21 protein-coding genes, 4 tRNA genes and 1 pseudogene are annotated in these 19,841 nt (G+C 66.4%); 20 read left to right on the top strand and 6 right to left on the bottom strand.

Annotated elements, in window-relative coordinates; all coding sequences use genetic code 11:
- The first annotated feature begins 121 nt into the window (after window positions 1–121).
- Entirely contained in the window at window positions 122–499 is a 378-nt protein-coding gene (locus tag SD72_RS12870; protein WP_042544865.1) for a cold-shock protein, read from the top strand.
- Window positions 492–1,319, top strand: a complete 828-nt coding sequence (locus SD72_RS12865; RefSeq protein WP_084767199.1) for a DUF3027 domain-containing protein — start codon at window positions 492–494, stop codon at window positions 1,317–1,319. The genes SD72_RS12870 and SD72_RS12865 overlap by 8 nt, the downstream gene beginning before the upstream one ends.
- 70 nt (window positions 1,320–1,389) lie before the next feature.
- Here SD72_RS12865 and SD72_RS17470 read toward each other — a convergent pair whose 3' ends face one another.
- From SD72_RS17470 to SD72_RS12850, 3 genes are all read right to left on the bottom strand, one after another.
- Window positions 1,390–1,833 (bottom strand): LppP/LprE family lipoprotein, encoded by a 444-nt coding sequence (locus SD72_RS17470; RefSeq protein ID WP_198141967.1) that lies wholly within the window; start codon window positions 1,831–1,833, stop codon window positions 1,390–1,392.
- Window positions 1,767–2,498 (bottom strand): hypothetical protein, encoded by a 732-nt coding sequence (locus SD72_RS18015; RefSeq protein ID WP_198141966.1) that lies wholly within the window; start codon window positions 2,496–2,498, stop codon window positions 1,767–1,769. The genes SD72_RS17470 and SD72_RS18015 overlap by 67 nt, the downstream gene beginning before the upstream one ends.
- A 128-nt stretch (window positions 2,499–2,626) precedes the next feature.
- Window positions 2,627–3,601, bottom strand: coding sequence for an arsenic resistance protein (locus SD72_RS12850; RefSeq protein ID WP_042544863.1), 975 nt, complete (start codon window positions 3,599–3,601; stop codon window positions 2,627–2,629).
- Window positions 3,602–3,677: 76 nt separating this feature from the next.
- Here SD72_RS12850 and SD72_RS12845 point away from each other — a divergent pair, with 76 nt between their 5' ends.
- From SD72_RS12845 to SD72_RS12820, 6 genes are all read left to right on the top strand, one after another.
- On the top strand, window positions 3,678–4,412 hold the full coding sequence (locus SD72_RS12845; protein WP_042544862.1) for an SDR family NAD(P)-dependent oxidoreductase: 735 nt from the start codon (window positions 3,678–3,680) through the stop codon (window positions 4,410–4,412).
- A gap of 121 nt (window positions 4,413–4,533) precedes the next feature.
- Window positions 4,534–4,917 (top strand): hypothetical protein, encoded by a 384-nt coding sequence (locus SD72_RS12840; RefSeq protein WP_042544861.1) that lies wholly within the window; start codon window positions 4,534–4,536, stop codon window positions 4,915–4,917.
- A gap of 212 nt (window positions 4,918–5,129) precedes the next feature.
- A complete protein-coding gene (locus SD72_RS12835; protein ID WP_157000578.1) occupies window positions 5,130–6,140 on the top strand; it encodes a phosphatidylinositol-specific phospholipase C domain-containing protein in 1,011 nt (336 codons plus the stop codon).
- 174 nt (window positions 6,141–6,314) lie between these two features.
- The gene (locus SD72_RS12830; RefSeq protein ID WP_042544859.1) at window positions 6,315–6,797 is read left to right on the top strand and encodes an ASCH domain-containing protein; all 483 of its coding nucleotides are present in this window, start codon (window positions 6,315–6,317) and stop codon (window positions 6,795–6,797) included.
- A 130-nt stretch (window positions 6,798–6,927) separates the two neighbouring features.
- Window positions 6,928–7,449, top strand: coding sequence for a hypothetical protein (locus SD72_RS12825; protein WP_042544858.1), 522 nt, complete (start codon window positions 6,928–6,930; stop codon window positions 7,447–7,449).
- 186 nt (window positions 7,450–7,635) lie between these two features.
- Window positions 7,636–8,256, top strand: a complete 621-nt coding sequence (locus SD72_RS12820; protein WP_042544857.1) for a Type 1 glutamine amidotransferase-like domain-containing protein — start codon at window positions 7,636–7,638, stop codon at window positions 8,254–8,256.
- A 107-nt stretch (window positions 8,257–8,363) separates the two neighbouring features.
- Here SD72_RS12820 and SD72_RS12815 read toward each other — a convergent pair whose 3' ends face one another.
- Both SD72_RS12815 and SD72_RS12810 read right to left on the bottom strand, forming a co-directional pair.
- Window positions 8,364–9,425 carry an LLM class flavin-dependent oxidoreductase gene (locus SD72_RS12815; RefSeq protein WP_042544856.1) on the bottom strand — a complete coding sequence of 354 codons (1,062 nt, stop codon included), beginning with the start codon at window positions 9,423–9,425 and terminating at the stop codon, window positions 8,364–8,366.
- Window positions 9,426–9,552: 127 nt separating this feature from the next.
- Complete coding sequence (locus SD72_RS12810; protein WP_232299769.1) at window positions 9,553–10,380, bottom strand: sulfite exporter TauE/SafE family protein; 828 nt, start codon at window positions 10,378–10,380, stop codon at window positions 9,553–9,555.
- 296 nt (window positions 10,381–10,676) lie between these two features.
- Between SD72_RS12810 and SD72_RS12805 the strand changes: the two genes are divergently transcribed.
- Window positions 10,677–11,243: an AraC family transcriptional regulator gene (locus SD72_RS12805; RefSeq protein WP_198141965.1), complete on the top strand. Its 567-nt coding sequence runs from the start codon at window positions 10,677–10,679 to the stop codon at window positions 11,241–11,243.
- Between the two features lie 27 nt (window positions 11,244–11,270).
- On the opposite strand, the gene SD72_RS12800 is transcribed toward SD72_RS12805, so the two are convergent.
- On the bottom strand, window positions 11,271–11,909 hold the full coding sequence (locus SD72_RS12800) for a TetR family transcriptional regulator (protein ID WP_042544855.1): 639 nt from the start codon (window positions 11,907–11,909) through the stop codon (window positions 11,271–11,273).
- A gap of 92 nt (window positions 11,910–12,001) precedes the next feature.
- Between SD72_RS12800 and SD72_RS12795 the strand changes: the two genes are divergently transcribed.
- The 11 genes and pseudogenes from SD72_RS12795 to SD72_RS12750 all read left to right on the top strand — a co-directional run bounded on the left by SD72_RS12795 (window position 12,002) and on the right by SD72_RS12750 (window position 19,789).
- Window positions 12,002–13,465, top strand: coding sequence for an MDR family MFS transporter (locus tag SD72_RS12795; protein WP_042544854.1), 1,464 nt, complete (start codon window positions 12,002–12,004; stop codon window positions 13,463–13,465).
- A 165-nt stretch (window positions 13,466–13,630) separates the two neighbouring features.
- Entirely contained in the window at window positions 13,631–14,404 is a 774-nt protein-coding gene (locus SD72_RS12790; RefSeq protein ID WP_042544853.1) for an ABC transporter ATP-binding protein, read from the top strand.
- Complete coding sequence (locus SD72_RS12785; RefSeq protein ID WP_042544852.1) at window positions 14,401–15,801, top strand: ABC transporter permease; 1,401 nt, start codon at window positions 14,401–14,403, stop codon at window positions 15,799–15,801. Before SD72_RS12790 ends, SD72_RS12785 begins: the two co-directional genes overlap by 4 nt.
- Before the next feature lie 66 nt (window positions 15,802–15,867).
- A pseudogene (locus SD72_RS18325) lies at window positions 15,868–16,587 on the top strand (M17 family peptidase N-terminal domain-containing protein); the annotation flags it as partial.
- Window positions 16,588–16,684: 97 nt separating this feature from the next.
- Window positions 16,685–17,422: a leucyl aminopeptidase family protein gene (locus SD72_RS18320; RefSeq protein ID WP_232299768.1), complete on the top strand. Its 738-nt coding sequence runs from the start codon at window positions 16,685–16,687 to the stop codon at window positions 17,420–17,422.
- A 4-nt stretch (window positions 17,423–17,426) separates the two neighbouring features.
- A complete protein-coding gene (locus SD72_RS12775) occupies window positions 17,427–18,788 on the top strand; it encodes a M18 family aminopeptidase (protein ID WP_042544851.1) in 1,362 nt (453 codons plus the stop codon).
- Window positions 18,789–18,852: 64 nt separating this feature from the next.
- A complete protein-coding gene (locus tag SD72_RS12770) occupies window positions 18,853–19,137 on the top strand; it encodes a hypothetical protein (protein WP_042544850.1) in 285 nt (94 codons plus the stop codon).
- Window positions 19,138–19,265: 128 nt separating this feature from the next.
- Window positions 19,266–19,338: transfer RNA gene (locus SD72_RS12765), tRNA-Glu, on the top strand.
- Between the two features lie 28 nt (window positions 19,339–19,366).
- Window positions 19,367–19,440 (top strand) — tRNA-Asp (locus SD72_RS12760).
- A gap of 87 nt (window positions 19,441–19,527) precedes the next feature.
- Window positions 19,528–19,600: transfer RNA gene (locus SD72_RS12755), tRNA-Phe, on the top strand.
- Between the two features lie 112 nt (window positions 19,601–19,712).
- Window positions 19,713–19,789 (top strand) — tRNA-Asp (locus SD72_RS12750).
- Window positions 19,790–19,841: the final 52 nt, after the last annotated feature.

The raw sequence follows: 19,841 nt of genomic DNA, 5'->3' as shown, positions 1-19,841 counted from the left end.
ACGCACCGTCTGCTAAGCCCGAACGGCTAGACTGCATACACACGCGTGGCGAGACGGCCACGCACGAATACTCTCGGCCGCGAGGCCGCTGCGGCTACCGCCGCGAAGGGAAGGGCGAGACATGCCGAACGGCAAGGTCAGGTTCTACGACGAGGACAAAGGCTTCGGATTCATTCAGGGAGAAGACGGGCAGCAGGTGTACCTGCACGCTTCAGTGATCCCTGAGGGGGCTGAGGTGCGTGCCGGCAGCAGGCTTGAGTACAGCGTTGGCGAAGGCCGGCGCGGTCCGCAGGCGCTCTCAGTTCGGGTGCTCGACACCCCGCTGCTTGCAAAGCGAAGCCGCAAATCCGCTGATGAGATGGCGGTGATCATTGAGGATCTCGTGAAGCTGCTCGACGGGGTCGGCGGAAAGCTCAAGGGCGGACAGTACCCCGAACGGCAAGCCTCACGGCAGGTCGCAACCATGCTGCGCCGAGTCGCGGATGATTTCGATGTCTGAGCAGGATGCAGCGGTCGCGCCCGAGCAGGCGCCAGAAGGAGAAGACGTGACTGCGGAAGCTGCAGCGGACGTGCAAGCCGAGACGACGCCCGCAGTACAGGCGGAGCCAGACGCAGCCCTGCTGAGCCGCGCGTCCCGCGAACAGGCGCGCGCCGCGCTCGAGGAGATCACCGACCCGAAGAGTATCGGCGGCGAGGCGGGCCATGAAGTGCACGACGAGCGAACGGTCACGCTGTTCTTCGAGTGCACGCTTCCCGGCTACCCCAACTGGAGGTGGGCGGCAGCCATCGCACGCGTCGACGCGGAATCTCCCGTCACTGTGCTCGAAGTCGAGCTGCTCCCGGGTGAGGGCGCGATGCTCGCCCCAGAGTGGGTTCCCTGGTCTGAGCGCCTCGCCCAGTACCGCGACGCGCAGGCGCGACAGCGCCAGGACTCCGCCGCGCAACTCGAAGACGCGGACGATCTCGACGACATCGATGATCTCGATGAGTCCGACGACGAGGCACTCGAAAACGACTACTCCGACTTTGATGATGTCCTCGACGGCGTCGAGCTCGACGAGGACATCGACGCAGATGACGCAGATGACGCAGATGACGCGGACGACGCCGCCGACGACGACGAGTATGACGATGAGTCCGACGGCGAGCAAGACGACAGCGACAGCGACGATGACGGCGACGACGAGGCAGCTGAGGCGTCGGATCGCGACACCGCGGATGACGATGCGACGCGTTCCGGCTCGGGCCGCGGCCGGCCGCGGTCGAATGGGCAGCAGCGTGGGCGCAGAAGGAAGCCGCGAGCTTCCTCGTCGAACTAACAGCGATGAACGAGTCCCCGCAGGTGTGAACCTGCGGGGACTCGCGCGTTCGTGCGCGCGCTCGTGACGTCTACGACTCGATGCCGTCGGGAGCCGGGGGAAACTCGCCCTCGTGCAGCACAGCGTTCGACTCGTTGTCCCAGGTGAACGTCGACACCGATTTCCCGGTCGGCGTCGTCGCGCTGTCGGTGTCGCGCAACCACCGGTACTCCGCGCGCACCGCATACTTCGAGATCCGCTCAATGCTCGGCGGGAATCTCACCCCGAACTGGGTATCGGTTCCGATGAAGTCGCCGAAATGAAACAGCATCACCTGTGTCTCGGTTGATGCGGAATCAGTCGAGGGGAGCAGCGCCCAAGAGAGCGGTGAGCACGCGTCGAAGGTGCCTTTCGCGAGCGCGATCGCGCGCGCCGTATCCCAGCCAACAGCGTGTCCGTGCTCCGCGCTCAGCGCGGGCGGTGCGATGCGTGCCGCACCAGCGTGATGACCTCTCCAGCGTCTCGGTCGACGCACGACGTCACCAGGGAATCGGCGAGTTCTGGGTTCGCAGCGAGGAGGGTATCGGCGGCCGATTGTTCGTATGAGGCTGCAGCGTTTTCAATGAGCGCGATCCACACGTTTCCGAGGAACGTGTGGGTGATATCCATGGTCCCGCGCATATCGCCGGTCTGTAGTGCGCGGCTGAAGACCGTCGCCGGGCCACGCTCCGACTCGGTGAAGTCCGCGCCACGGAAATCGGCCAGCAGGGACTCGAGTGCATCGTCTGGCAGCTCAGCGGTGAACTGGTACAGGTAGACGCTGTCGAAGTAGATGACCCAGTTGCAGCTGCGTGCCTGGAGCGACGCGTCTGCGGCGGCGAGCGCAGCGGGGCCGGTGAACTCGGTGAGGAGCGCCCGGTCTGTTTCGCCATAGCTCGCCGTAATGCGTTCCTCACCGAACTCGGCGAGGAACGCGGCTTGCTGTGCTGACGCGGCGGCGTTGATCGCTCCGCACTCGGGGAGAACGATCGGCGCCACCTGTGCGGGTGGTGCGACCGTGGGCGGGTTCTTCGGCGTCTCAACAGTGTTCTGCGACTCGGGTTCGGCAGGATGGCAGCCGGAAAGCGCGAGCGTCGCGGTGATGAACAGCGAAACACCGGCCCACAGACGCAGACGTGTCTGCGCCTGTGTGAGTCTCATGTCGCCGCCCCCAACCACCCGACGGGTGCCGGGTGCACTTCGCTCCAGACTAAGTGGAGACTCGGGGAGTTTGGCGTAAACCGGAGATCTGCGGCTGATACGTTACCCCACACCCGTCTCTGGCGGTGTTAGCGGTGAGTAACTGGGTCTCGGATGAGCCGGGGGATAAGCCGAACGAAGATGACCATGGCGACGAGTTCGATGAGGGTCTGTGTGACGACGACGAGCGGGGCGAGCTCGAAGCCTGCCGGCAGCGCGAGTGCGAGCGGCAGCACCACGAGAGAGTTTCGTGTCGCCCCAGAGAACACGACCGCTCGGCGGGCGGCAACATCGAGCTTGGCCACTCTCGCAGCAGTCGCTCCGATTGGCACCATGATGGCGGCAAAGGCCACATAGACGGGGACCACGAGCAGCAGGGCCCCGAGCTCACGCCCGACCCCGCTGATCTGGGATGCCACAACGACGGCGAGGGTCAGCATCATGAGCGGGACCATCATGGATAGCGCCCCGTCGACTACCGGCCGCCCCCACCTCGTCTTGGCAGCTGCGAGCTGCGTGAGCCCGGCTGCCACCAACGGCAGCACGATGAGCACAGCGAATGCCTCAGCGAATGGGGTGAGATCGACGCTGTCAACAAAGTCGCCCCCGACGAACGCCAAGAGGTAGACCGGCAGCAGCAGCATTTGGGCGAGCATGAGAAGTGGCGCGGCGGCGAGGAGTCTGTCGCTCGCACCCGCGGCCAGCCCAGTGAATACGATGACGTAGTCGATACACGGGGTGAGAAGCACGAACAGCACCCCAACGAGCAGCACCTGGTCGTGTGCGACGACCCTCGAGAGGATGAAGACGACACCTGGCACGATGACGAAGTTCACGACGAACACCGTGGTGAGGAATCGCCAGTCGCGTAGCGCCTCGCCGATCTTTCCGAAGGGGACACCGAGGAAGGTGGCGTAGAGGAGGAGCCCAAGGACGGGGTTGATTGCGAACTCGGCGGCGCCAGCGACGGCGGGGAAGGACAGTCCGACGGCTGCCCCGAGGGCGAGTGCGAACAGATAGAGGCCGATCTGTCGTCGCTCCAGCAGATCGACGACAGAGCTCATGCGCCAATTCTCGCAGAGTCGAGGGCGGCCGCGCCTGCGGCGTCTGAGACCGGTAGTCGCGGCGTAGGCTGGACGCATGGCTCAACGAACGGTTCTCATCACTGGCGGTACGCGCGGGATCGGCAGGGCGTGCGCGCTTGCGCTCGCCGCCGAGGGCAGTGATGTCGTCCTCGGATATGCGCGGGATGATGCCGCGGCCGCCGTCACCAAAGCGGAGATTATCGATGCCGGGGTGCGGTGTCTCACGGTGCGGGCGGATCTCACGACGGATGAGGGGATCGAGACCCTGTTCGCAGCTGCGACAGAGTGGTCCAGAGGCATAGACGCTGTCGTGAACAACGCGGGCGCTACGCTCAACGTCGGCAGCCTGCTCGACACGCCAACGGACGTCATTCGACGCGTCGTCGACCTGAATCTCACCTCCGCGATTCTCGTGGCGCGCAGAGCGGTGCGGGCCCTGGGCGCCGGCGGCGTGCTCGTGAACATTTCCTCCGGGGCGGCGACGACGGGCTCACCAGGTGAGTACGTGCACTATGCGGCTGCGAAGGCGGGGGTCGACGCGCTCACAAAGGGGCTCGCGATCGAGGCGGCGCCGGGACACGTGCGGGTCGTTGGCGTTGCGCCTGGCACGATTGACACGGATATTCACGCGAGCGCCGGCGACCCTGATCGGACAGCGCGGGTCGCGCAGCGGCATCCGATGGGGAGGGCAGGCACGGTCACCGAGGTGGCGTCGGTAGTGCTGTTCGCGCTCTCCGAAGGCGCGAGCTATATTTCAGGTACGACGCTGCGCGTTGCCGGCGGGGTTTGATGGGCAAGCGCTCCCTCGGCGCGATGGTTCAGTGGCTACCGAACCGTGCCGTGGGCAGCGCCAGAGCGGGCGCTCGGATGAGCGTCGCTGGAAGGAATGTCTGCGCGCGAAGGGAGCATGCATGAGCGCGAGGAACCGGCTTGAAATCAATCCGGAAGCCCTGGTGGTGGTGCCTCGCGGCCTGGACAAGGTTTGGGGGTTCCGCAGGCGAGTGGTCGTTCCGCTCGCGCACATCACGGATGTGGCTATCGAGCACCGACCCCACTACGTTGCGAAGGGCTGGCGGGGGCCAGGACTCGACGGTTTCGGCAAGCTCGTCGGCACGTTCCACCCGAACAAGGAGCGTCACTACTGGAATTTTTCCGGCAGCGGGAGCGTCCTGACTGTCGGGATTGCTGGTGGAGATCCGTTTCACCGGTTGTATCTATCGGTCGAGGATGCCGAGGCGTCGCTGGCGCTCATCAGCGAGGCGCTGCTGGCGGCGGATCCCGGCGCGGCGGAGTGAATGGGTGAGCCCGATACTCATGCTGCTTCCACTGTGAGTCGTGCGCTCGTTCGTGCGGAGCGCCCCGAACGTGCGTGCTCACGCACCTTACGGTGACGTTCACTGAAAGCGTTGCAGGTTGCAGGCAGCGCTGCTGTGTGGATCGTCACGACACTGTCCCGTGGTGTCGCGTTGCTCTTCGCGGCAACAGTTGTGAGGCGTAGGCTGGTGGCATGTCCTTGCAGCACTCGGGCGTCGTGGGCCGTGGAGCCACTCGGGAGGTGGCTCCGCGTTCGGCAGCTGTGCGTCGTGTCCGCCGTGTGCTCGGTGCGGTGAGCGCGGTTCTCGTCGCGTTACTCGTGGCGCTGTGGATCGGCGCTGGCCGAGGGCTCCCCGCCGGGGAAGGACCAGGGGAAAAGGGGTCGTGGCAGGCAGGCGTGCCGGACGACACCCGCATTGCTGCACTCTCGATCCCAGGCACGCACGACACGATGACCTACACCGGCGGCGTCGCCTGGTGGCTCACTCGCCCGTACTCGCGCACCCAGACGCGTGACCTCGATAGCCAGCTGCGCGCCGGGATCCGCTACCTTGACATTCGGGTGCGCAACGACGGTGGGCTCGCGCACGGCTGGGTGCCGGTTGCGGGCACGCTGGCCGACGTGTTCGACACGATCGAAGCGTTTCTTGCGGCGCAGCCGGACGAGTTTCTCCTTGTGCGGGTTCGCGACGAGGAGCGGTCAAACCATGACGCGTTCCGGGAGGCAGTCCGGCCGGTTCTCGAGAACGCCGCTGATCGGCTCTGGGTGCCGGAGGATGAGCGGGCAGAGCTGGGCGAGGCGCGTGGCAAGGTCATCGTGCTGCGCGATGTGCTTGGCACCCTCGGGCAGGAGCTCGATGAGCTGACGCTGCCGTTCTGGGATGCCCCGCTGCGAATCCAAGACGATTTTCAATCGCCAGATATCGGGGAGAAATTTGCGGCGATCCGGGCGCTGCTCTCCGCACCGTCTGAGCCTGGGCTGCGGTTCAACCACGTGAGCGCGACGGCGGTGTCATGCACGCCGCGCTGCTACGCGGCCGAGCTGAACCCGCGCCTCGAAGCCGAGTTGCGGCGCGATGCCGGGGCGCTCGCGGGTGGCGCGGGCGTGCTCATCCTCGATTTTCCGAGCGATTCACTGATCCGCTCGATTATCGACCTCAACGACGCTAGCGCGGAAGGCCGCCAAGGAGCGCAGGGCGAGTAGCGCGGTGGTGACGCCCCGAGCGCTGCAAGCCCCGCGGTGTGCGGGCACCAGTCGAGCGAGATGCGACATACGTTGCGAACGACTCAGGGATGCGCAGGTCGGGTGCGGGGCGGAGCGGATTCGAGAGCAGTCCAGGTCCCGAGGTCAGCGCCGTGCTCCGGCTACGCTGAACGCATGAACGACCCTCTCGCCATCGAAGAGTTCTGGCGTGACTGCCGATCGGTCTTGCCTGGCCTGCCAGCGGCCAGTCCAGAAGCCTGGGCGTTCGGGGCAACCCCCGCGCACGCCGACAGCCTCTTGGGCCTCGTGATCGACGGGACGAAGACCGCAACGGCATCATCACTCTGGGACTACGAGTATTCACAGGACGCACTGCCTGAGCGCGGATTGCTGAGCATCATCCTCGATGGCCGCGGAGTGCCGTGTGCGCTCATTGAGACTGTTTCGGTCGAAGTGGTTCCATTCGGCGAAGTAGAACCGTCCCATGCCTTCGCCGAGGGAGAAGGCGACCGGAGTCTGCTGGACTGGCGTGAGACGCATGAAGAGTACTGGCGCAAGCATTCCGAGAATCCGCGAGGCTTCGAACCTGACATGCCGGTCGTGTGCGAACGATTCCGCTTGCTTCACGCCACGACCGAGGCGCGACGTGCTTCGTGAACAACTCGACGGGGCAGCCTGTATTCGGGCCCGAGGTTATTTGGGCGCGTGAACTTCGCCGCAGCGTTGGCTCAATATATGCAATAGTGAGCGGAAGAGATTGTGTCTTCGCCGTGGTGAAGGAGCCGTGATGCGCTCGTCAGAAGTAGCGGAGAGCCCTCAGCGGGCAGAGAGATTTCGCGAGGGCTTGAGTCTTGCACTTATGCTCGCGCCGTTCGTGTCTGTCCTGGTGTTTCTCGTTCTTAATCCCAGGGCTTGGCTGACCGACTTCGCAGTTTTCTTCTCGCCCGATGGAGAACTGATTCGCAGCGACGCTGGCTGGGTTCTCGCTGCGCTAGCGCTACTTGCATCCACTGTCTGCGGAGCTATTGGGCTCCTTGGGACACGGGAGAGCTGGAAGTACAACAGACGCTGGCAGAGAGGTTTTCTTGGATCTGTTGCTGCCGTGCTCGTAAGCGTCCTGTTTGGTGCTTGGTCGATGACCCAAGAGATTGAGCGTGGAGCAGCACCCAGTGTGGGGCTCGCGATGTTCTTCACCATGTGCTGCATGCTCTATGGCGTGCTCTGCGCCACGATTTCCCCCCGTGACTCTGTCACTGTCTGGTACGCAGACGAGGAAGCGCACGAAGACAGCGAAGTGTCCCGCTTTTAGTCATTTGAGGGCGAGTGGCCCTCGAAGTGGACCTTCAGCGTTCGGGTTCCATCCAAGTGCGCGGGCGACGTGCTTCGTGAACAACTCGACGGGTGGAGCCTGTACTCGGGCCCGAGCTGGTTTGGTGCGCGTCGACAGGTGCCTCTCCGAGGAACTGGGTGAAGGTGAATCAGTAGTATTCAGTTTATGGACTTGCTGTTGCTCTCAATGAACCCTGCGGCCATCCCTAGCTTCTTGGACGGGTGCGTGGGCGCGCTCGAACGGCCGCTTCGTCTCGGCTACGTGTCGGATGCCGGAATTGGCATGCCCTTCGCCTCGGCCGAGCGCGCCAAAATTGAGGCGTTTGGGTACTCCATCATCGAGATTCGGGCGCGGGACATGGATGTCGAGAAGTCTGATGAGCTCCTTGACTCACTCGACGCCATCTATGTGGCAAGCGGCGAGACTTTTGCGTTGCTCGATGCGCTTCGTTCAAGTGGCGCAGATCAGGCGCTTGCTGAGAGGGTCAGGGCTGGGTTGCCGTACATCGGCTGCAGCGCTGGCTCGATTGTCGCGGGCCCAACGGTCACTCCGCTCGAGCTGATGGATAGCAGGGAAGCGGCTCCGGACCTTCAAGACGACAGTGGACTTCAGCTCATCGAACAGATCATTGTTCCTCACGCTGACGGACAACTGCCTCCGTACCCACCTGCGCTCATTCAGCAGGTCTTGACGACCTACGGTGACCGCTACCCACTGCTCCCGCTCCGAGACGACCAGGCCCTCCTCGTGAGTGCAGAAGGCGCTGAGATTATCGACTCGTTCTGACACGACGAGCCCATGATGCTTTCAGGGAGTTAGCGACAACGACGCGCATTCCTTTCGCTGACTGAGCGAGACAAAAGCACAATGCGTCTCGGCGGACTTCCACGCGCTCAGACCGCGTCGCCTACAGCGGGTCCCTCCGTGTTCGGCTTCCACCCGAGCGCCGGCGCGACGTGCTTCGCGAAGGACTCGAGGATGTGGAGGTTGTACTCTGGGCCGAGCTGGTTCGGGATGGTGAGCATGAGCGTGTCAGCCGCCATCACCGCCTCGTCGGCCTTGAGCTGCTCGATGAGCCTGTCGGGGGTGTCAGCGTAGGTGCGGCCAAACGTCGACCGGAAGCCGTCGATCACGCCGATCTGATCCTGCGCCTCCGAACGGGGGCCGCCGCCGCGCAGCCCGAAGTAGAGCTCGTCCTGTTCGGTGATGATCGGGAAGACGCTGCGGCTCACGGAGACCCGGGGCTTCCCGGTGTGGCCTGCGGCCTTGTAGGCCTCGCGGTAGTCGTCGATCTGCTTGCGCTGCAGGATGCCGAGCGGCTCGCCCGTCGCCTCTGTCACGAGGGTCGAGCTCATGAGGTTTACGCCCATGCGGCCAGCGTTCACTGCGGTGTCGCGGGATCCCGCGCCCCACCAGATGCGGTCGCGGAGGCCGGGTGACTGTGGTTCGATCGCGAGGCGGCCTGGAGGGGCCATCTGTGGATCGGAGTCAACGAGGGTGTCGCCCTCGATCGCGCGGAGGAAGAGCTCAAACTTGTCGCGGGCCATGTCGGCGCCGCGCGGATCCTCGGAGCCCGTGTAGCCGAATGCCTCGTAGCCGCGGAGCGCGGTTTCGGGGGATCCCCGGCTCACGCCGAACGCGAGCCTGCCGTCGGAGATGAGGTCGAGCGCCGCCGCCTCCTCCGCGAGGTAGAGCGGGTTTTCGTAGCGCATGTCGATGACCCCTGTTCCGACCTCGATGCGCTTCGTGCGCGCGGCCATCGCGGTAAGCAGCGGGATCGGCGATGCGGCCTGGCGGGCGAAGTGGTGCACGCGCACGTAGGCGCCGTTCACGCCGATCTCGTCTGCGCCCTCTGCGAGCTCGATGGTCTGCTTGAGCATGTCGCCTGCGGTGCGCACGCGGGAGCCGGGGACGGGGCCGTAGTGGCCGAAGGAGAGGAATCCGAATGATCTCATGCTTGCTATAACACCCAACCGGAAAATACATTCCCACGCATGTATTTTTGTGCGGGCTCCGCTACCCCGGGCTCCGCTGCTCGGCCGGCGCTCGCCGGGGATGCGCTGGTGTGCGGTCGCGATGCGGCTACAGCAGTTGGGCAAGCACGACGCCGAGCACCACGGCGAGGAGGGCCACGTATCCCCACGCGTGGAGCCCGTCAGGCAGGCGCGGTGGTCGGCGACGCCACAGCACGACAACGGGAATGGAACCCGCGAGGAGGAGCGCCGCGGATCCGAGGTCGACCGCGCCGGCCGACCAGTCGCCCGCACCCTGGCCGGCAGGCGCCGTGAGGAGGAAGACGGCGAGTGCCGGCACCGCGACGCACAGCGTGAGCGGGTTCGCGAGGGCCGCCGCGACGCGCATCGGCTGCCCGGAGCGGCGCAGCAGCGGCACGGTCATCACGCTGCCGCCAACGCCGAGAAACGCCGCGAGTGCTCCGATGGGGAGTCCGAGCCCAGCGCCGATTGCGAAGCGCGGGCTGGTTGTGACCTCACCCTGCGCGGGGCCTGCTGGCCGCGCGGCGGGGCGTAGGAACCCTGGCCGGAGGAGCGCGTCGAGGATGGTGAGGGCGAGGTACGCGGCAAAGCCCCACGTGATGAGTTGCTCCGGGGCGACGGTCGCCAGGAGTGCGCCGGCGAGGCCGCCCGCGGCGAGCAGGGCGAGAAGTGGCGCCGATCCGCGGAGCGCGCCGAGCAGGGCGCGCGGCGTTGCGAGTGTCGCCACGAGCGCGTTCACCACCATCACGACCGCGGATGTCGCAACGGCGGTCACCGCGGCTCCGGGCCCAGCGGCTGCGTGGATCCAGAGCATAACGGGGACGGTTACGAAGCCGCCGCCGAAGCCGAATAGCACGGTTGTTGCCCCGGTAACGAGGCCGATCAGGATGACGAGAAGCACACTCACTGCACCCATTTCACTCCGATCGGCGGGTGGTGACAATCGAATATTGACCATAAGTGTTCGAGTTTCGGCCTAAGCTGGAGTGTGCGCAACATTCCGCTCGCGAGCGTCGACCATGACCCGGCTCAGGTGCTGCCCATCGCGACCGATTACCCGGCGGGCACCCTCCTCGACTGGCACGAGCATCGGCGCGCGCAGCTGCTCTACGCGGCCACCGGCACGATGCTCGTTGAGACGGCTGGCGACTCGTGGACGGTCCCGGGGGAGCGCGCGGTGCTCATTCCCCGCGCACCCAGCACCGGGTGCGCATGCTCGACGTGCAGACGAATAGCCTCTACGTCGAGCCGGCCGCGGTGCCGTGGTGGCGGGAGCGCTGCCGCGTGGTTGAGATTGCGCCCCTGGTGCGGGAGCTGCTGCGCGCCGCGGTGGATCTGGGGGCACCAACGGGCGAGGTGAATCCGGGGAGCGCCGCGAGTGCGGTGGATCCGGAGCGCGAGGCCGCGCTCCTCGCGCTGCTGCTCATCGAAATCGAGCGGGCGCCAGAGGTGCCGCTGCACCTGCCGGTGCCGGTGAGCGCGCCGCTCGCCGAGCTGTGCAGTGCGTATCTCGCGGCCCCCGGCGTCGGTGTGAGCAACGCAGATTGGGCGCGGACCGCGGCGATGAGCGAGCGCGCGCTGACCCGCGAGTTTCGGGCGGCAACGGGGATGAGCCCCGCCGCCTGGCGAGCGAGGGCGCGCCTGCTCGCTGCGGTGCCGATCCTGCGCCACCAGAACGTTACCGAGGTCGCGATGCTCCTCGGGTACGCGTCGCCTGCAGCCTTCTCGTACGCGTTCGCGCGCATGCTTGGCGCACCTCCCTCGGCATTTCGCCCGTAGCGGCGACGGCAGCGGTTGGGCGGAGCGCTACTCAGGCTGCGGGCCGGCGAGGTCTTCGCGCGCTGGCCTGATAGCGGCAAGTGTGCCGCGCACGAAGCGCAGACGCTCGTCACTCGGGAGTTCTTCCGCTCGGGGCATGATTTCGGTGAGTGCGCCGAGCATTGAGCCGACGAGGGCCCGGATGACCAGGCGGGCGTCGTCATCCTCGTCTGTGGTGCCGTGCAGGTCGATCCAGCGCTCCCAGAGCGTATCGCTCACGACTCTGAGCGCCTCAGACAGCCGGGCAAACTGGTGCGCGATGAGCGTTGGCGATGCGGCGAGGATCGCGCGGAACTGTCGCTCCCGCGCCAGTTCGGAGTCGTGGTCGAGCGCATCGAGCGCGTGCTCAATGGCAGCTTGCAACGTGACCCACGGCGCTTCGGCTTCCGGGCGGGATCGCGCGTAGCTTACGAGCCGTTGGATGTCGGATTCCCCGCGGAAGAAGAACGCCTCGTCCTTCGTGCGGAAATAGCGAAAGAAGGTGCGCTCGGAGATGCCTGCCGCTTCGGCTATTTCCTCGACCGTCGTGTCATCGTAGCCGCGCTCGGCGAACAACTCGACGGCGACGTCGCTGACGCGCTGCCTGACGGCCTGTCGCGAGACTTCTCTGAGCGTCGGCTTCGGCATGCTCACAGGTTAGCAGCGGAAACGGGACCTATGCTGGCACTGTCTGCCAAAACTGTCAGTCACTGTCACATTGACTATTTCCGGAGGAATAGATGAGCGCACGTACCCCAGCACCACCCCCAACGCCTGCACCTGCAAGCGACGCAGGGGGCAAGGGCATGGCCCTCATCTGGATACTGCTCGCCGGCGCATTCGTGATGGTGCTCAACGAGACCGTCATGGGGGTCGCGTTGCCGCCGCTCATGGCGGAGTTCGGGGTCACCGCCTCAGCTGGCCAGTGGCTTACGACGGCGTTCATGCTCGTCATGGCAGTGCTCATCCCCATGTCGGGGTTCCTCTTGCAGCGGTTCACGGCGCGCACGATCTTCGTTGCCGCTCTCGGCCTCTTCACTGTTGGCACGGCCGTTGCGGCGTTCGCCCCGGCGTTCAGCGTGCTCGTCATCGCGCGTGTCGCGCAGGCGGCTGGCACAGCGGTCATCATGCCGCTGCTGTCGACGACGATCCTCACCCGCATCCCCGAGGGGCGGCGCGGTCGCATGATGGGGCTCATTGCCATCGTGATGTCTGCCGCTCCGGCGCTCGGCCCGACCTTCTCCGGCCTGCTCATTACCGCGTTCGGATGGCGTTCGGTATTCATCGCGGTGCTCCCCATCGTCGTCATCGTGCTCATCGTCGGTGCACTGCTCATCGGGCGCGGTGAGAGGGGGAAGGCCGTGAAGTTCGACGTGCTCTCCGCGCTACTCTCCGTTGTCGCGTTCGGTGGGCTCGTGTACGGCCTCGGCAGCCTCGGCCAGGCGGCCGACGGTGGTGTTCCCGTGCCACCGGCGCTTCCCATCGCAGCCGGCCTCATCGGCCTCGCGCTCTTCGTGTGGCGGCAGCTCTCGCTGCAACGCCGCGGCACAGCGTTCCTCGACCTTCGCCCGTTCAAGCAGCGCCCGTTCTGGGTGGGAATTGTGGTGATCTCGGTCGTCATGCTGTCCATGTTTGGGTCGCTCATCCTGCTGCCGATCTACATGCAGAACGTGCTCGGGCTGAGCCCCCTCACCACGGGTCTCGTCGTGCTTCCAGGCGGACTGCTCATGGGACTCGCCGCACCGTTCGTCGGCGCGCTGTTCGACAAGCTGGGCGCCCGCCCACTCGTGATCCCAGGCGCAGTCGTCGTGACCATCGCACTCGTGCTGCTCACGCAGCTCACCGTCTCGAGCCCGGTGTGGCTCGTCGTTGTTGCGATGCTCGTACTCAATCTGGGTATTGCGTTCATGATGACCCCGCTCATGACGTCCTCGCTCGGGGCGCTCACTCCCGAGCTGTACAGCCACGGCAGCGCGATCTTCTCGACCGTCCAGCAGCTTGCGGGCGCGGTTGGCACGGCAGTGTTCGTGACGATCATGTCGCTCAGCTCGGCCTCGGCAACGAGCGCGGGGCTCGACGGCGTCCAAGCGACAGCGCAGGGCATCCACTCAGCCTTCGTCGTTGCCGCACTGAGTTCGCTCGTCGCCCTGGTGCTCGCCTTCTTCGTTCCGAAGAAGCGCGTGCAGCCCGAAGCGGCGGCGTAGCCGGCCGGTACCCGGCGGTGCCGGTGCGGCGGGTGAGGCACATGCCAACCCGACCGCATCGGTACCCGGGTACCACCCGGGCACGGCCCCCAACGGCACCCGGGTACGAGTCGGGCAGGACCGCGGACCGATCCGCCACGCGCCGCGCGCCCGTAACTTCGAAGTATGAACACGCAAGCTACATCTCCCCAGCAGGCTGAAGCGGTCGCGGGAGTCGCGAACCTCGGCAAGTACTACGGCGACGGCGCACACCGCGTCGTCGCGCTCCACGACATTTCGATCGGCGTCGGTCGCGGCCAGTTCACCGCGATCATGGGCCCGTCTGGCTCCGGCAAGTCGACGCTCATGCACGTCATGGCCGGCCTCGACACCCCGAGCGAGGGGCGCGTCTGGCTCGGCGGCGACGAGGTCACGAACCTTGGCGACGCCGAACTCACGAAGCTCCGCAGGCGCAGGATCGGCTTCATCTTCCAGGCCTTCAACCTCGTGCCGACGCTCGACGTGCGCGGCAACATCATGCTCCCGTTTCAGCTCGACGGCAAGAAGCCGAGCCTGAAGGAGATGGCGTGGATCGACGCACTCCTCGGCCAGCTCGGCCTCGCCGAGCGCCTCGAGCACCGGCCGCACGAGCTCTCGGGCGGGCAGCAGCAGCGCGTCGCGATCGCGCGGGCGCTCGCCACGAACCCCGACGTGATCTTCGCTGACGAGCCGACTGGCGCGCTCGACTCGCGCACGGGCCGCGAGGTGCTCAAGCTGCTGCGCTCGGCCGTGACGAACTCCGGCCAGAGCATCGTCATGGTCACGCACGACCCGATCGCCGCGAGCTACGCCGACCGCATCCTGTTTCTCGCGGACGGCCGCGTCGTCGCCGACCGCGCAGCGATGACCGCCGAGGAGATCTCGACGACGATGCTGAACATGGAGGCGAACGCAGCATGAGTGCCGCTCCTAGCTCCGGTCTCCGCGAGCACGCAGCAACCGTTGTCGTCTCAGCGCTGAGCACGCTCTTCGCGGTGACGCTCATCCTGTTCACCGGCGTCATGGGTGCCGCGATCGACCCGAACATCATCGAGGGCTCGGGCACCTTCCGGGTCATGCTGCTCATGGTCTCGGCGATCTTCATTCTCATCGCTCTCTACGTCGGTGCGATCGTCACCGCGAACACGTTCGCGACGATTATCGCCGGCCGCACGCGCACGATCGCGCTGTACCGGCTCGTGGGATCCACCTCCGCGAGGATCCGCTCCCGCGTCGCAGCGGAGGGCCTGCTCATGGGCGCGATCGGTGCCGCTATCGGCTTCGCGCTCGCCGAGGGGCTCGTCTTCGTTGCCACCACCTTCGGGCCAGGCTGGGGCTGGCTACCAGCCGGCCGCGAGTACCCGCTGTTCGATCCGCTCGCGCTCCTCGCGGTCGTGATCGTCGCGCTCACCACCTGGGCCGCAGCCTGGGCCGGCTCCCGCCGCGTGGCAGCAGTGTCACCGATCGCGGCGACTGGCGCGTCGGTTGAGCTCCGCCCCGAAGACGCGCGCGGCCGCAGTGCCCGCACCGTGTGGGCGTGGATCCTCATCGCGATCGGCGTCGCCCTGCTCGCGGGCGGGATCCTCATGAGCGTCGTCTCCCCGATGGCGCTCGGCGTCTCGTTCTTCGGCGGCCTGTTCTCCTTCACCGGAATCGCGGTCGGCGCGCACATCATCATGCCGCCGGTGCTGCGCCTGACAGGCAAGCTCATCGACCGCGGCCCGACGGGATCCCTCGCCGCCGCGAACGCGGTGCGCTTCCCCGAGCGGAGCGCCCGCTCGACGATTGGCCTCGTCATCGGCGTCACCCTCGTCGTGATGTTCGCCGTCGCGATGGAGAGCTACCGCACCATGGCGCTCATCGCGTTCGACGCCGACCCCGCCATGGAGGCCGCGCTCAACGAGACCCTCGGAGTCACGACGGCGATCTTCACCGGCCTCGTCGGATTCTCGGCGGTGATCGCGGCCGTCGGCATGGTGAACACGCTCTCGCTCAGCGTGCTGCAGCGCACCCGCGAGCTCGGCCTGCTGCGCGCGCTCGGCTTCACCGGGGCCCAGGTGCGCCGGATGGTGCTCGCCGAGAGCGCGCAGATGACGTTCGCCGCCCTCGGATTCGGGCTCGTGCTCGGTGTCTTCTACGGCTGGGTTGCTGCGCAATCGCTCATCGGGTCGGAGGTGGGCTTCGCCGCTCCGAGCATTCCGTGGCTCATGCTCGCCGGGGTCGCCGTGTTCGGGATCGCGCTCGCGCTCATCGCCGCAGCGGCCCCGGCCAGGCGCGCCGTGCGGGTGTCGCCGGTCACGGCGCTCGCGATCGACTGAGCGGGCAACCGGTCACGGCCGAATCTCGCTGAGACCGTTGCGATGCGCGAGGGATAGGGTTGGGGCATGAGTGTTGTGATTGACCCATCCTTTGACCCTGTCCCCTCGCTCGCACAGACGACTGACGTCACCATCGGCTCCGCCGCCGATGTCGCCGCAGCCCCCGTCCGTGCGTGCTTTATCGCCGCTGAGGGGGAGCTGCCTTCGTGCGAGCGCCTCACCGGCATCACCCGTGAGGCGCTCGCCGCAGCGGGCTTCACCGGCAAGCCAGGCCAGACCCTCCGCCTCCCCGGTGAGACGCTCTGCGTCCTCGTCGGCACCGGTGAGGGGCTGAAGACCGCCGCGAAGCTCCGCGACGCCGTTGCCGCGTTCACCCGCGCAGCGAACGAAGCACCGAAGCTTGCGCTCGACCTCGCTGAGGTTGTCTCGGCTGAACTCTCGGCACGCGACGCTGCGCTCGCCGCAACCGAGGGTGCTGTGCTCGCGCGCTACCGCTTCGAGTCACTCAAGGGCGAGTCGAAGCACGTCGCGCTCGAATCAATGCTCCTCGGTGCGGCAGACAGTGACGCTGCGGCCGCGCAGGAGGGCGTGGATCGCGGCCTCGTGCTCGCACGCACCGCCGCGATCTCCCGCGACCTCGGCAACGCGCCTCCCCGTCACCTCAGCGCTGAGAAGTTCGCTGAAATCGCGGAGAAGCTCGGCCCAGAGTACGGCCTCGAGGTCGAGATCTTCGACCGCGAAGCGCTCATCGAGCTCGGCACCGGCGGCCTGCTCGGCGTGAACGCCGGCAGCGTCGAAGAGCCACGCATGATCAAGCTCCGCTACCACCCCGAAGGGCGCGACCGACGCGACCCCGCACCTTGCCCTCGTTGGCAAGGGCATCATGTTCGACTCGGGCGGGGTGAGCCTGAAGCCCGCGAACTCGATGGGCAGCATGAAGATGGACATGATGGGCGCCGGCGCGGTATTCGCCTCGATGCTCTCGCTGCGCGAGCTCGGCGTCGACAGCGTCGTCACCGGCTGGCTCATGTGCACCGACAACATGCTCTCGGGCACCGCGACGAAGATCGGTGACGTGCTCACCTTCCGCGGCGGCAAGACCGCAGAGGTGAAGAACTCGGACGCTGAGGGCCGCCTGGTCCTCGCCGACGGTCTCGTGCTCGCAACCGAGGAGGAGCGCCGCCCAGACGCGATCGTCGACATCGCGACCCTCACGGGCAACGCGATGGCAGCGCTCGGTCTGAGCACCGCAGCGACCCTCGCGAACAACGATCAGGTCGCCGAGCAGCTCGCTGCAGCGGCCGACCTCACCGACGAGCGCATTTGGCCGCTCCCGCTCGACCACCGCTACCGCGATCAGCTGAAGTCGAACGTCGCCGACCTGTCGAACATTGGCGGCCCGTACGGCGGGGCGATCCTCGCGGCGCTCTTCCTCAACGAGTTCGTTGGCGATGTGCCCTGGGGGCACCTCGACATCGCGGCGACGATGGAGACGGATCGCGACGATCTGTGGCGCTCGACCGGTTCCACCGGTTTCGGTGCGCGCCTCCTCTCGGAGTTCGCTGCAGCCTTCACCGCACCGGTTGCAACCGATGCGCCGCAGTCGAGCGTGATCAAGTAACGCCATGACTGAGACGCTGCTGAGTAACCGCGACGGGTACATCAATGAGTTCATCGATTTCGTAGGATCATCGCCGAGTTCGTATCACGCGGCGCGGTTCTCAGCGGCGATCCTCGCAGGATCGGGCTTCACCGAGCTGTCCGAGGAAGACGCGTGGGGGCCGGTCACTGCCGGTTCCCGCGGCGTCGTCGTCCGCGACGGCGCGATCATCGCGTGGCGGGCGGGGGAGGCCGTCACCGCGACGAGCCCGGTGCGCGTGCTCGGCGCGCACACCGACTCGCCAGGGTTCGTGCTGAAACCGCAGCCCGACTTCACGGCCGCGGGCTGGTCGCAGGCCGGCGTCGAAATCTACGGCGGCCCGCTCATCAACTCCTGGCTCGATCGCGACCTCGGCTTCGCCGGGCGCGTGGTCACGAGTTCCGGGGAGGAGCGACTTGTTTGCACGCAGGCGGTCGCGCGGATCCCACAGCTCGCGATCCACCTCGACCGCGAGGCGAACTCTGGGCTCACGCTCGATCGGCAGCGGAACACGCAGCCGATCCTCGCGGTGTCCTCGCCCGAGACCTCCGTGCTTGAGCTGCTCGCTACCGCCGCGAACCTGCCGCAGCCGGGGGAGGACCCGTTCGGGGAAGCCCCCGCTCGGGCCGAGCTCACCGCGGACACCGGGCGCATCACGGCGGCCGATATCGCGGGCACCGACGTGCGGATGTATGACACGCAGGCCGCGAGCCTGATCGGTGCGCGCCAGGAGTTCCTCGCGTCGCCCCGCCTCGACAACCTGAGCTCGACGTTTGCTGGCCTCGTCGCGCTCATCGAAACCGAGCCAGCACCGGGCACGATTTCGATGTTCGCGTCGTTCGACCACGAGGAGCTCGGCTCAGACACCCGCTCAGGAGCCGCAGGGCCCTTCCTGGAGGACGTTCTCACGCGGTTGCGTGCTGGGCTCGGCGCGACCGCTGACGACGCCGCACGGGCGATGGCAGCGTCGTGGTGCCTGTCGGCAGACGCCGGCCACTCGGTGCACCCGAACTACCAGGAGAAGCACGACCCAAACGTGCGCCCGCTCGCGGGCAATGGGCCGATGCTCAAGGTGAACGCGAACCAGCGCTACGCGAGCGACGCGCACGGCGCAGCGCTCTGGCAGCGGGCCTGCGCGACGGCCGGCGTTGCAACGCAGGAATTCGTCTCGAACAACACGGTGCCGTGTGGATCGACCATCGGTCCGATCACGGCCACCAGGCTCGGGATCCGCACCGTCGACGTCGGGGTGCCGCTGCTCTCCATGCACTCGGCGCGGGAGCTCGCGCACGTCAACGACCTGCACGGGCTTGCCCGCGCAATCGGGGCGTTCTACGCCGGCGCCTAACAGGCTGTGCGTAGATGAGCGTTTCACAATCGAAATTTTGCGATGGGTTAGATAGGATCGGGCCATGAGCGAGGTGCGACGGCAGGGTGAGAAGGTGCTAGCGCTCCCAACGGATCGGCTGGGGCCTAACATCCAGCGGTTCGGGCGGCAAGCGATTGAGTTCACCTTCTTAGGCCCAAACATCCATGGGCAGCCGACGTGGATCATGTGGAACGCGAGCGAGCCACACCTCATTGGCATGCTCAGCCAGGGCAAAATGGGCTACCACTTCGAGCAGCGCACCGGGGCAGGGGTGCAACGTCTCGAGAACATTTCGCTCAACCGGGTGCAGCGTGCGCTCGGTGGCTGAGCGGGGCGCAACTGGCGCTGTCGAGAAGCTTCGCGACACGCCAGGGATCCCGCACTGCGGCCACGATTTGCGCCCTACGCCATTGTTGCCATAAGCTCATATCTCGGTAGCAGGCAAGAAATTGTCTCGGCCCCATCGTTTAGCGGCCTAGGACACCGCCCTTTCACGGCGGCAGCACGGGTTCGAATCCCGTTGGGGTCACTGTCACTGAATACAACTAAATATGCATGGCCCTGTAGCGCAGTTGGTTAGCGCGCCGCCCTGTCACGGCGGAGGTCGCGGGTTCAAGTCCCGTCAGGGTCGCTAGGTTGGGGAAGCTCTTCTTCGGAAGGGCTTCTTCATCTTCACGGCGATCGCCTAGAGTTGGGTATCCAGTTCGATTGATCGTCTGGCTCTGTAGCTCAGTTGGTAGAGCGTTCGACTGAAAATCGAAAGGTCACCGGATCGATGCCGGTCGGAGCCACGTAGCGGTCATTACGCCGCTGCTGAACCCCCATGAGGCTTCTACTCGTGGGGGTTCCTTATTTTTCTCCCACGCACGGTTGTTGTGCGGGCGACAACACAATTTCACATCTGGCCCTGTAGCGCAGTTGGTTAGCGCGCCGCCCTGTCACGGCGGAGGTCGCGGGTTCAAGTCCCGTCAGGGTCGCCACTTTTTGTTCCCATCTGCCCCGAAATCGGGGCCGTGTTCGGGTGCTTCGCGC

It is taken from the genome of Leucobacter komagatae, from assembly GCF_000834055.1.
In the GTDB taxonomy this organism is placed as follows: domain Bacteria; phylum Actinomycetota; class Actinomycetes; order Actinomycetales; family Microbacteriaceae; genus Leucobacter; species Leucobacter komagatae_A.
The sequence above is the reverse complement of the archived record's forward strand: the minus strand, read 5'-3'. Positions and strand labels throughout refer to the sequence as shown.

What these genes read in the sequence shown, in the direction of transcription:
- SD72_RS12815 (WP_042544856.1), bottom strand. Translation starts at nt 9,425, where the DNA reads ATGAGATCATTCGGATTCCTCTCCTTCGGCCACTACGGCCCCGTCCCC.
- SD72_RS12840 (WP_042544861.1), top strand. Translation starts at nt 4,534, where the DNA reads ATGAGCGCGAGGAACCGGCTTGAAATCAATCCGGAAGCCCTGGTGGTG.
- SD72_RS12830 (WP_042544859.1), top strand. Translation starts at nt 6,315, where the DNA reads ATGAACGACCCTCTCGCCATCGAAGAGTTCTGGCGTGACTGCCGATCG.
- SD72_RS18015 (WP_198141966.1), bottom strand. Translation starts at nt 2,498, where the DNA reads ATGAGACTCACACAGGCGCAGACACGTCTGCGTCTGTGGGCCGGTGTT.
- SD72_RS18320 (WP_232299768.1), top strand. Translation starts at nt 16,685, where the DNA reads ATGTTCGACTCGGGCGGGGTGAGCCTGAAGCCCGCGAACTCGATGGGC.
- SD72_RS12805 (WP_198141965.1), top strand. Translation starts at nt 10,677, where the DNA reads ATGCTCGACGTGCAGACGAATAGCCTCTACGTCGAGCCGGCCGCGGTG.
- SD72_RS12810 (WP_232299769.1), bottom strand. Translation starts at nt 10,380, where the DNA reads ATGGGTGCAGTGAGTGTGCTTCTCGTCATCCTGATCGGCCTCGTTACC.
- SD72_RS12845 (WP_042544862.1), top strand. Translation starts at nt 3,678, where the DNA reads ATGGCTCAACGAACGGTTCTCATCACTGGCGGTACGCGCGGGATCGGC.
- SD72_RS12835 (WP_157000578.1), top strand. Translation starts at nt 5,130, where the DNA reads ATGTCCTTGCAGCACTCGGGCGTCGTGGGCCGTGGAGCCACTCGGGAG.
- SD72_RS12820 (WP_042544857.1), top strand. Translation starts at nt 7,636, where the DNA reads ATGGACTTGCTGTTGCTCTCAATGAACCCTGCGGCCATCCCTAGCTTC.
- SD72_RS12785 (WP_042544852.1), top strand. Translation starts at nt 14,401, where the DNA reads ATGAGTGCCGCTCCTAGCTCCGGTCTCCGCGAGCACGCAGCAACCGTT.
- SD72_RS12870 (WP_042544865.1), top strand. Translation starts at nt 122, where the DNA reads ATGCCGAACGGCAAGGTCAGGTTCTACGACGAGGACAAAGGCTTCGGA.
- SD72_RS12795 (WP_042544854.1), top strand. Translation starts at nt 12,002, where the DNA reads ATGAGCGCACGTACCCCAGCACCACCCCCAACGCCTGCACCTGCAAGC.
- SD72_RS12800 (WP_042544855.1), bottom strand. Translation starts at nt 11,909, where the DNA reads ATGCCGAAGCCGACGCTCAGAGAAGTCTCGCGACAGGCCGTCAGGCAG.
- SD72_RS12770 (WP_042544850.1), top strand. Translation starts at nt 18,853, where the DNA reads ATGAGCGAGGTGCGACGGCAGGGTGAGAAGGTGCTAGCGCTCCCAACG.
- SD72_RS12790 (WP_042544853.1), top strand. Translation starts at nt 13,631, where the DNA reads ATGAACACGCAAGCTACATCTCCCCAGCAGGCTGAAGCGGTCGCGGGA.
- SD72_RS12850 (WP_042544863.1), bottom strand. Translation starts at nt 3,601, where the DNA reads ATGAGCTCTGTCGTCGATCTGCTGGAGCGACGACAGATCGGCCTCTAT.
- SD72_RS12825 (WP_042544858.1), top strand. Translation starts at nt 6,928, where the DNA reads ATGCGCTCGTCAGAAGTAGCGGAGAGCCCTCAGCGGGCAGAGAGATTT.
- SD72_RS12775 (WP_042544851.1), top strand. Translation starts at nt 17,427, where the DNA reads ATGACTGAGACGCTGCTGAGTAACCGCGACGGGTACATCAATGAGTTC.
- SD72_RS12865 (WP_084767199.1), top strand. Translation starts at nt 492, where the DNA reads ATGTCTGAGCAGGATGCAGCGGTCGCGCCCGAGCAGGCGCCAGAAGGA.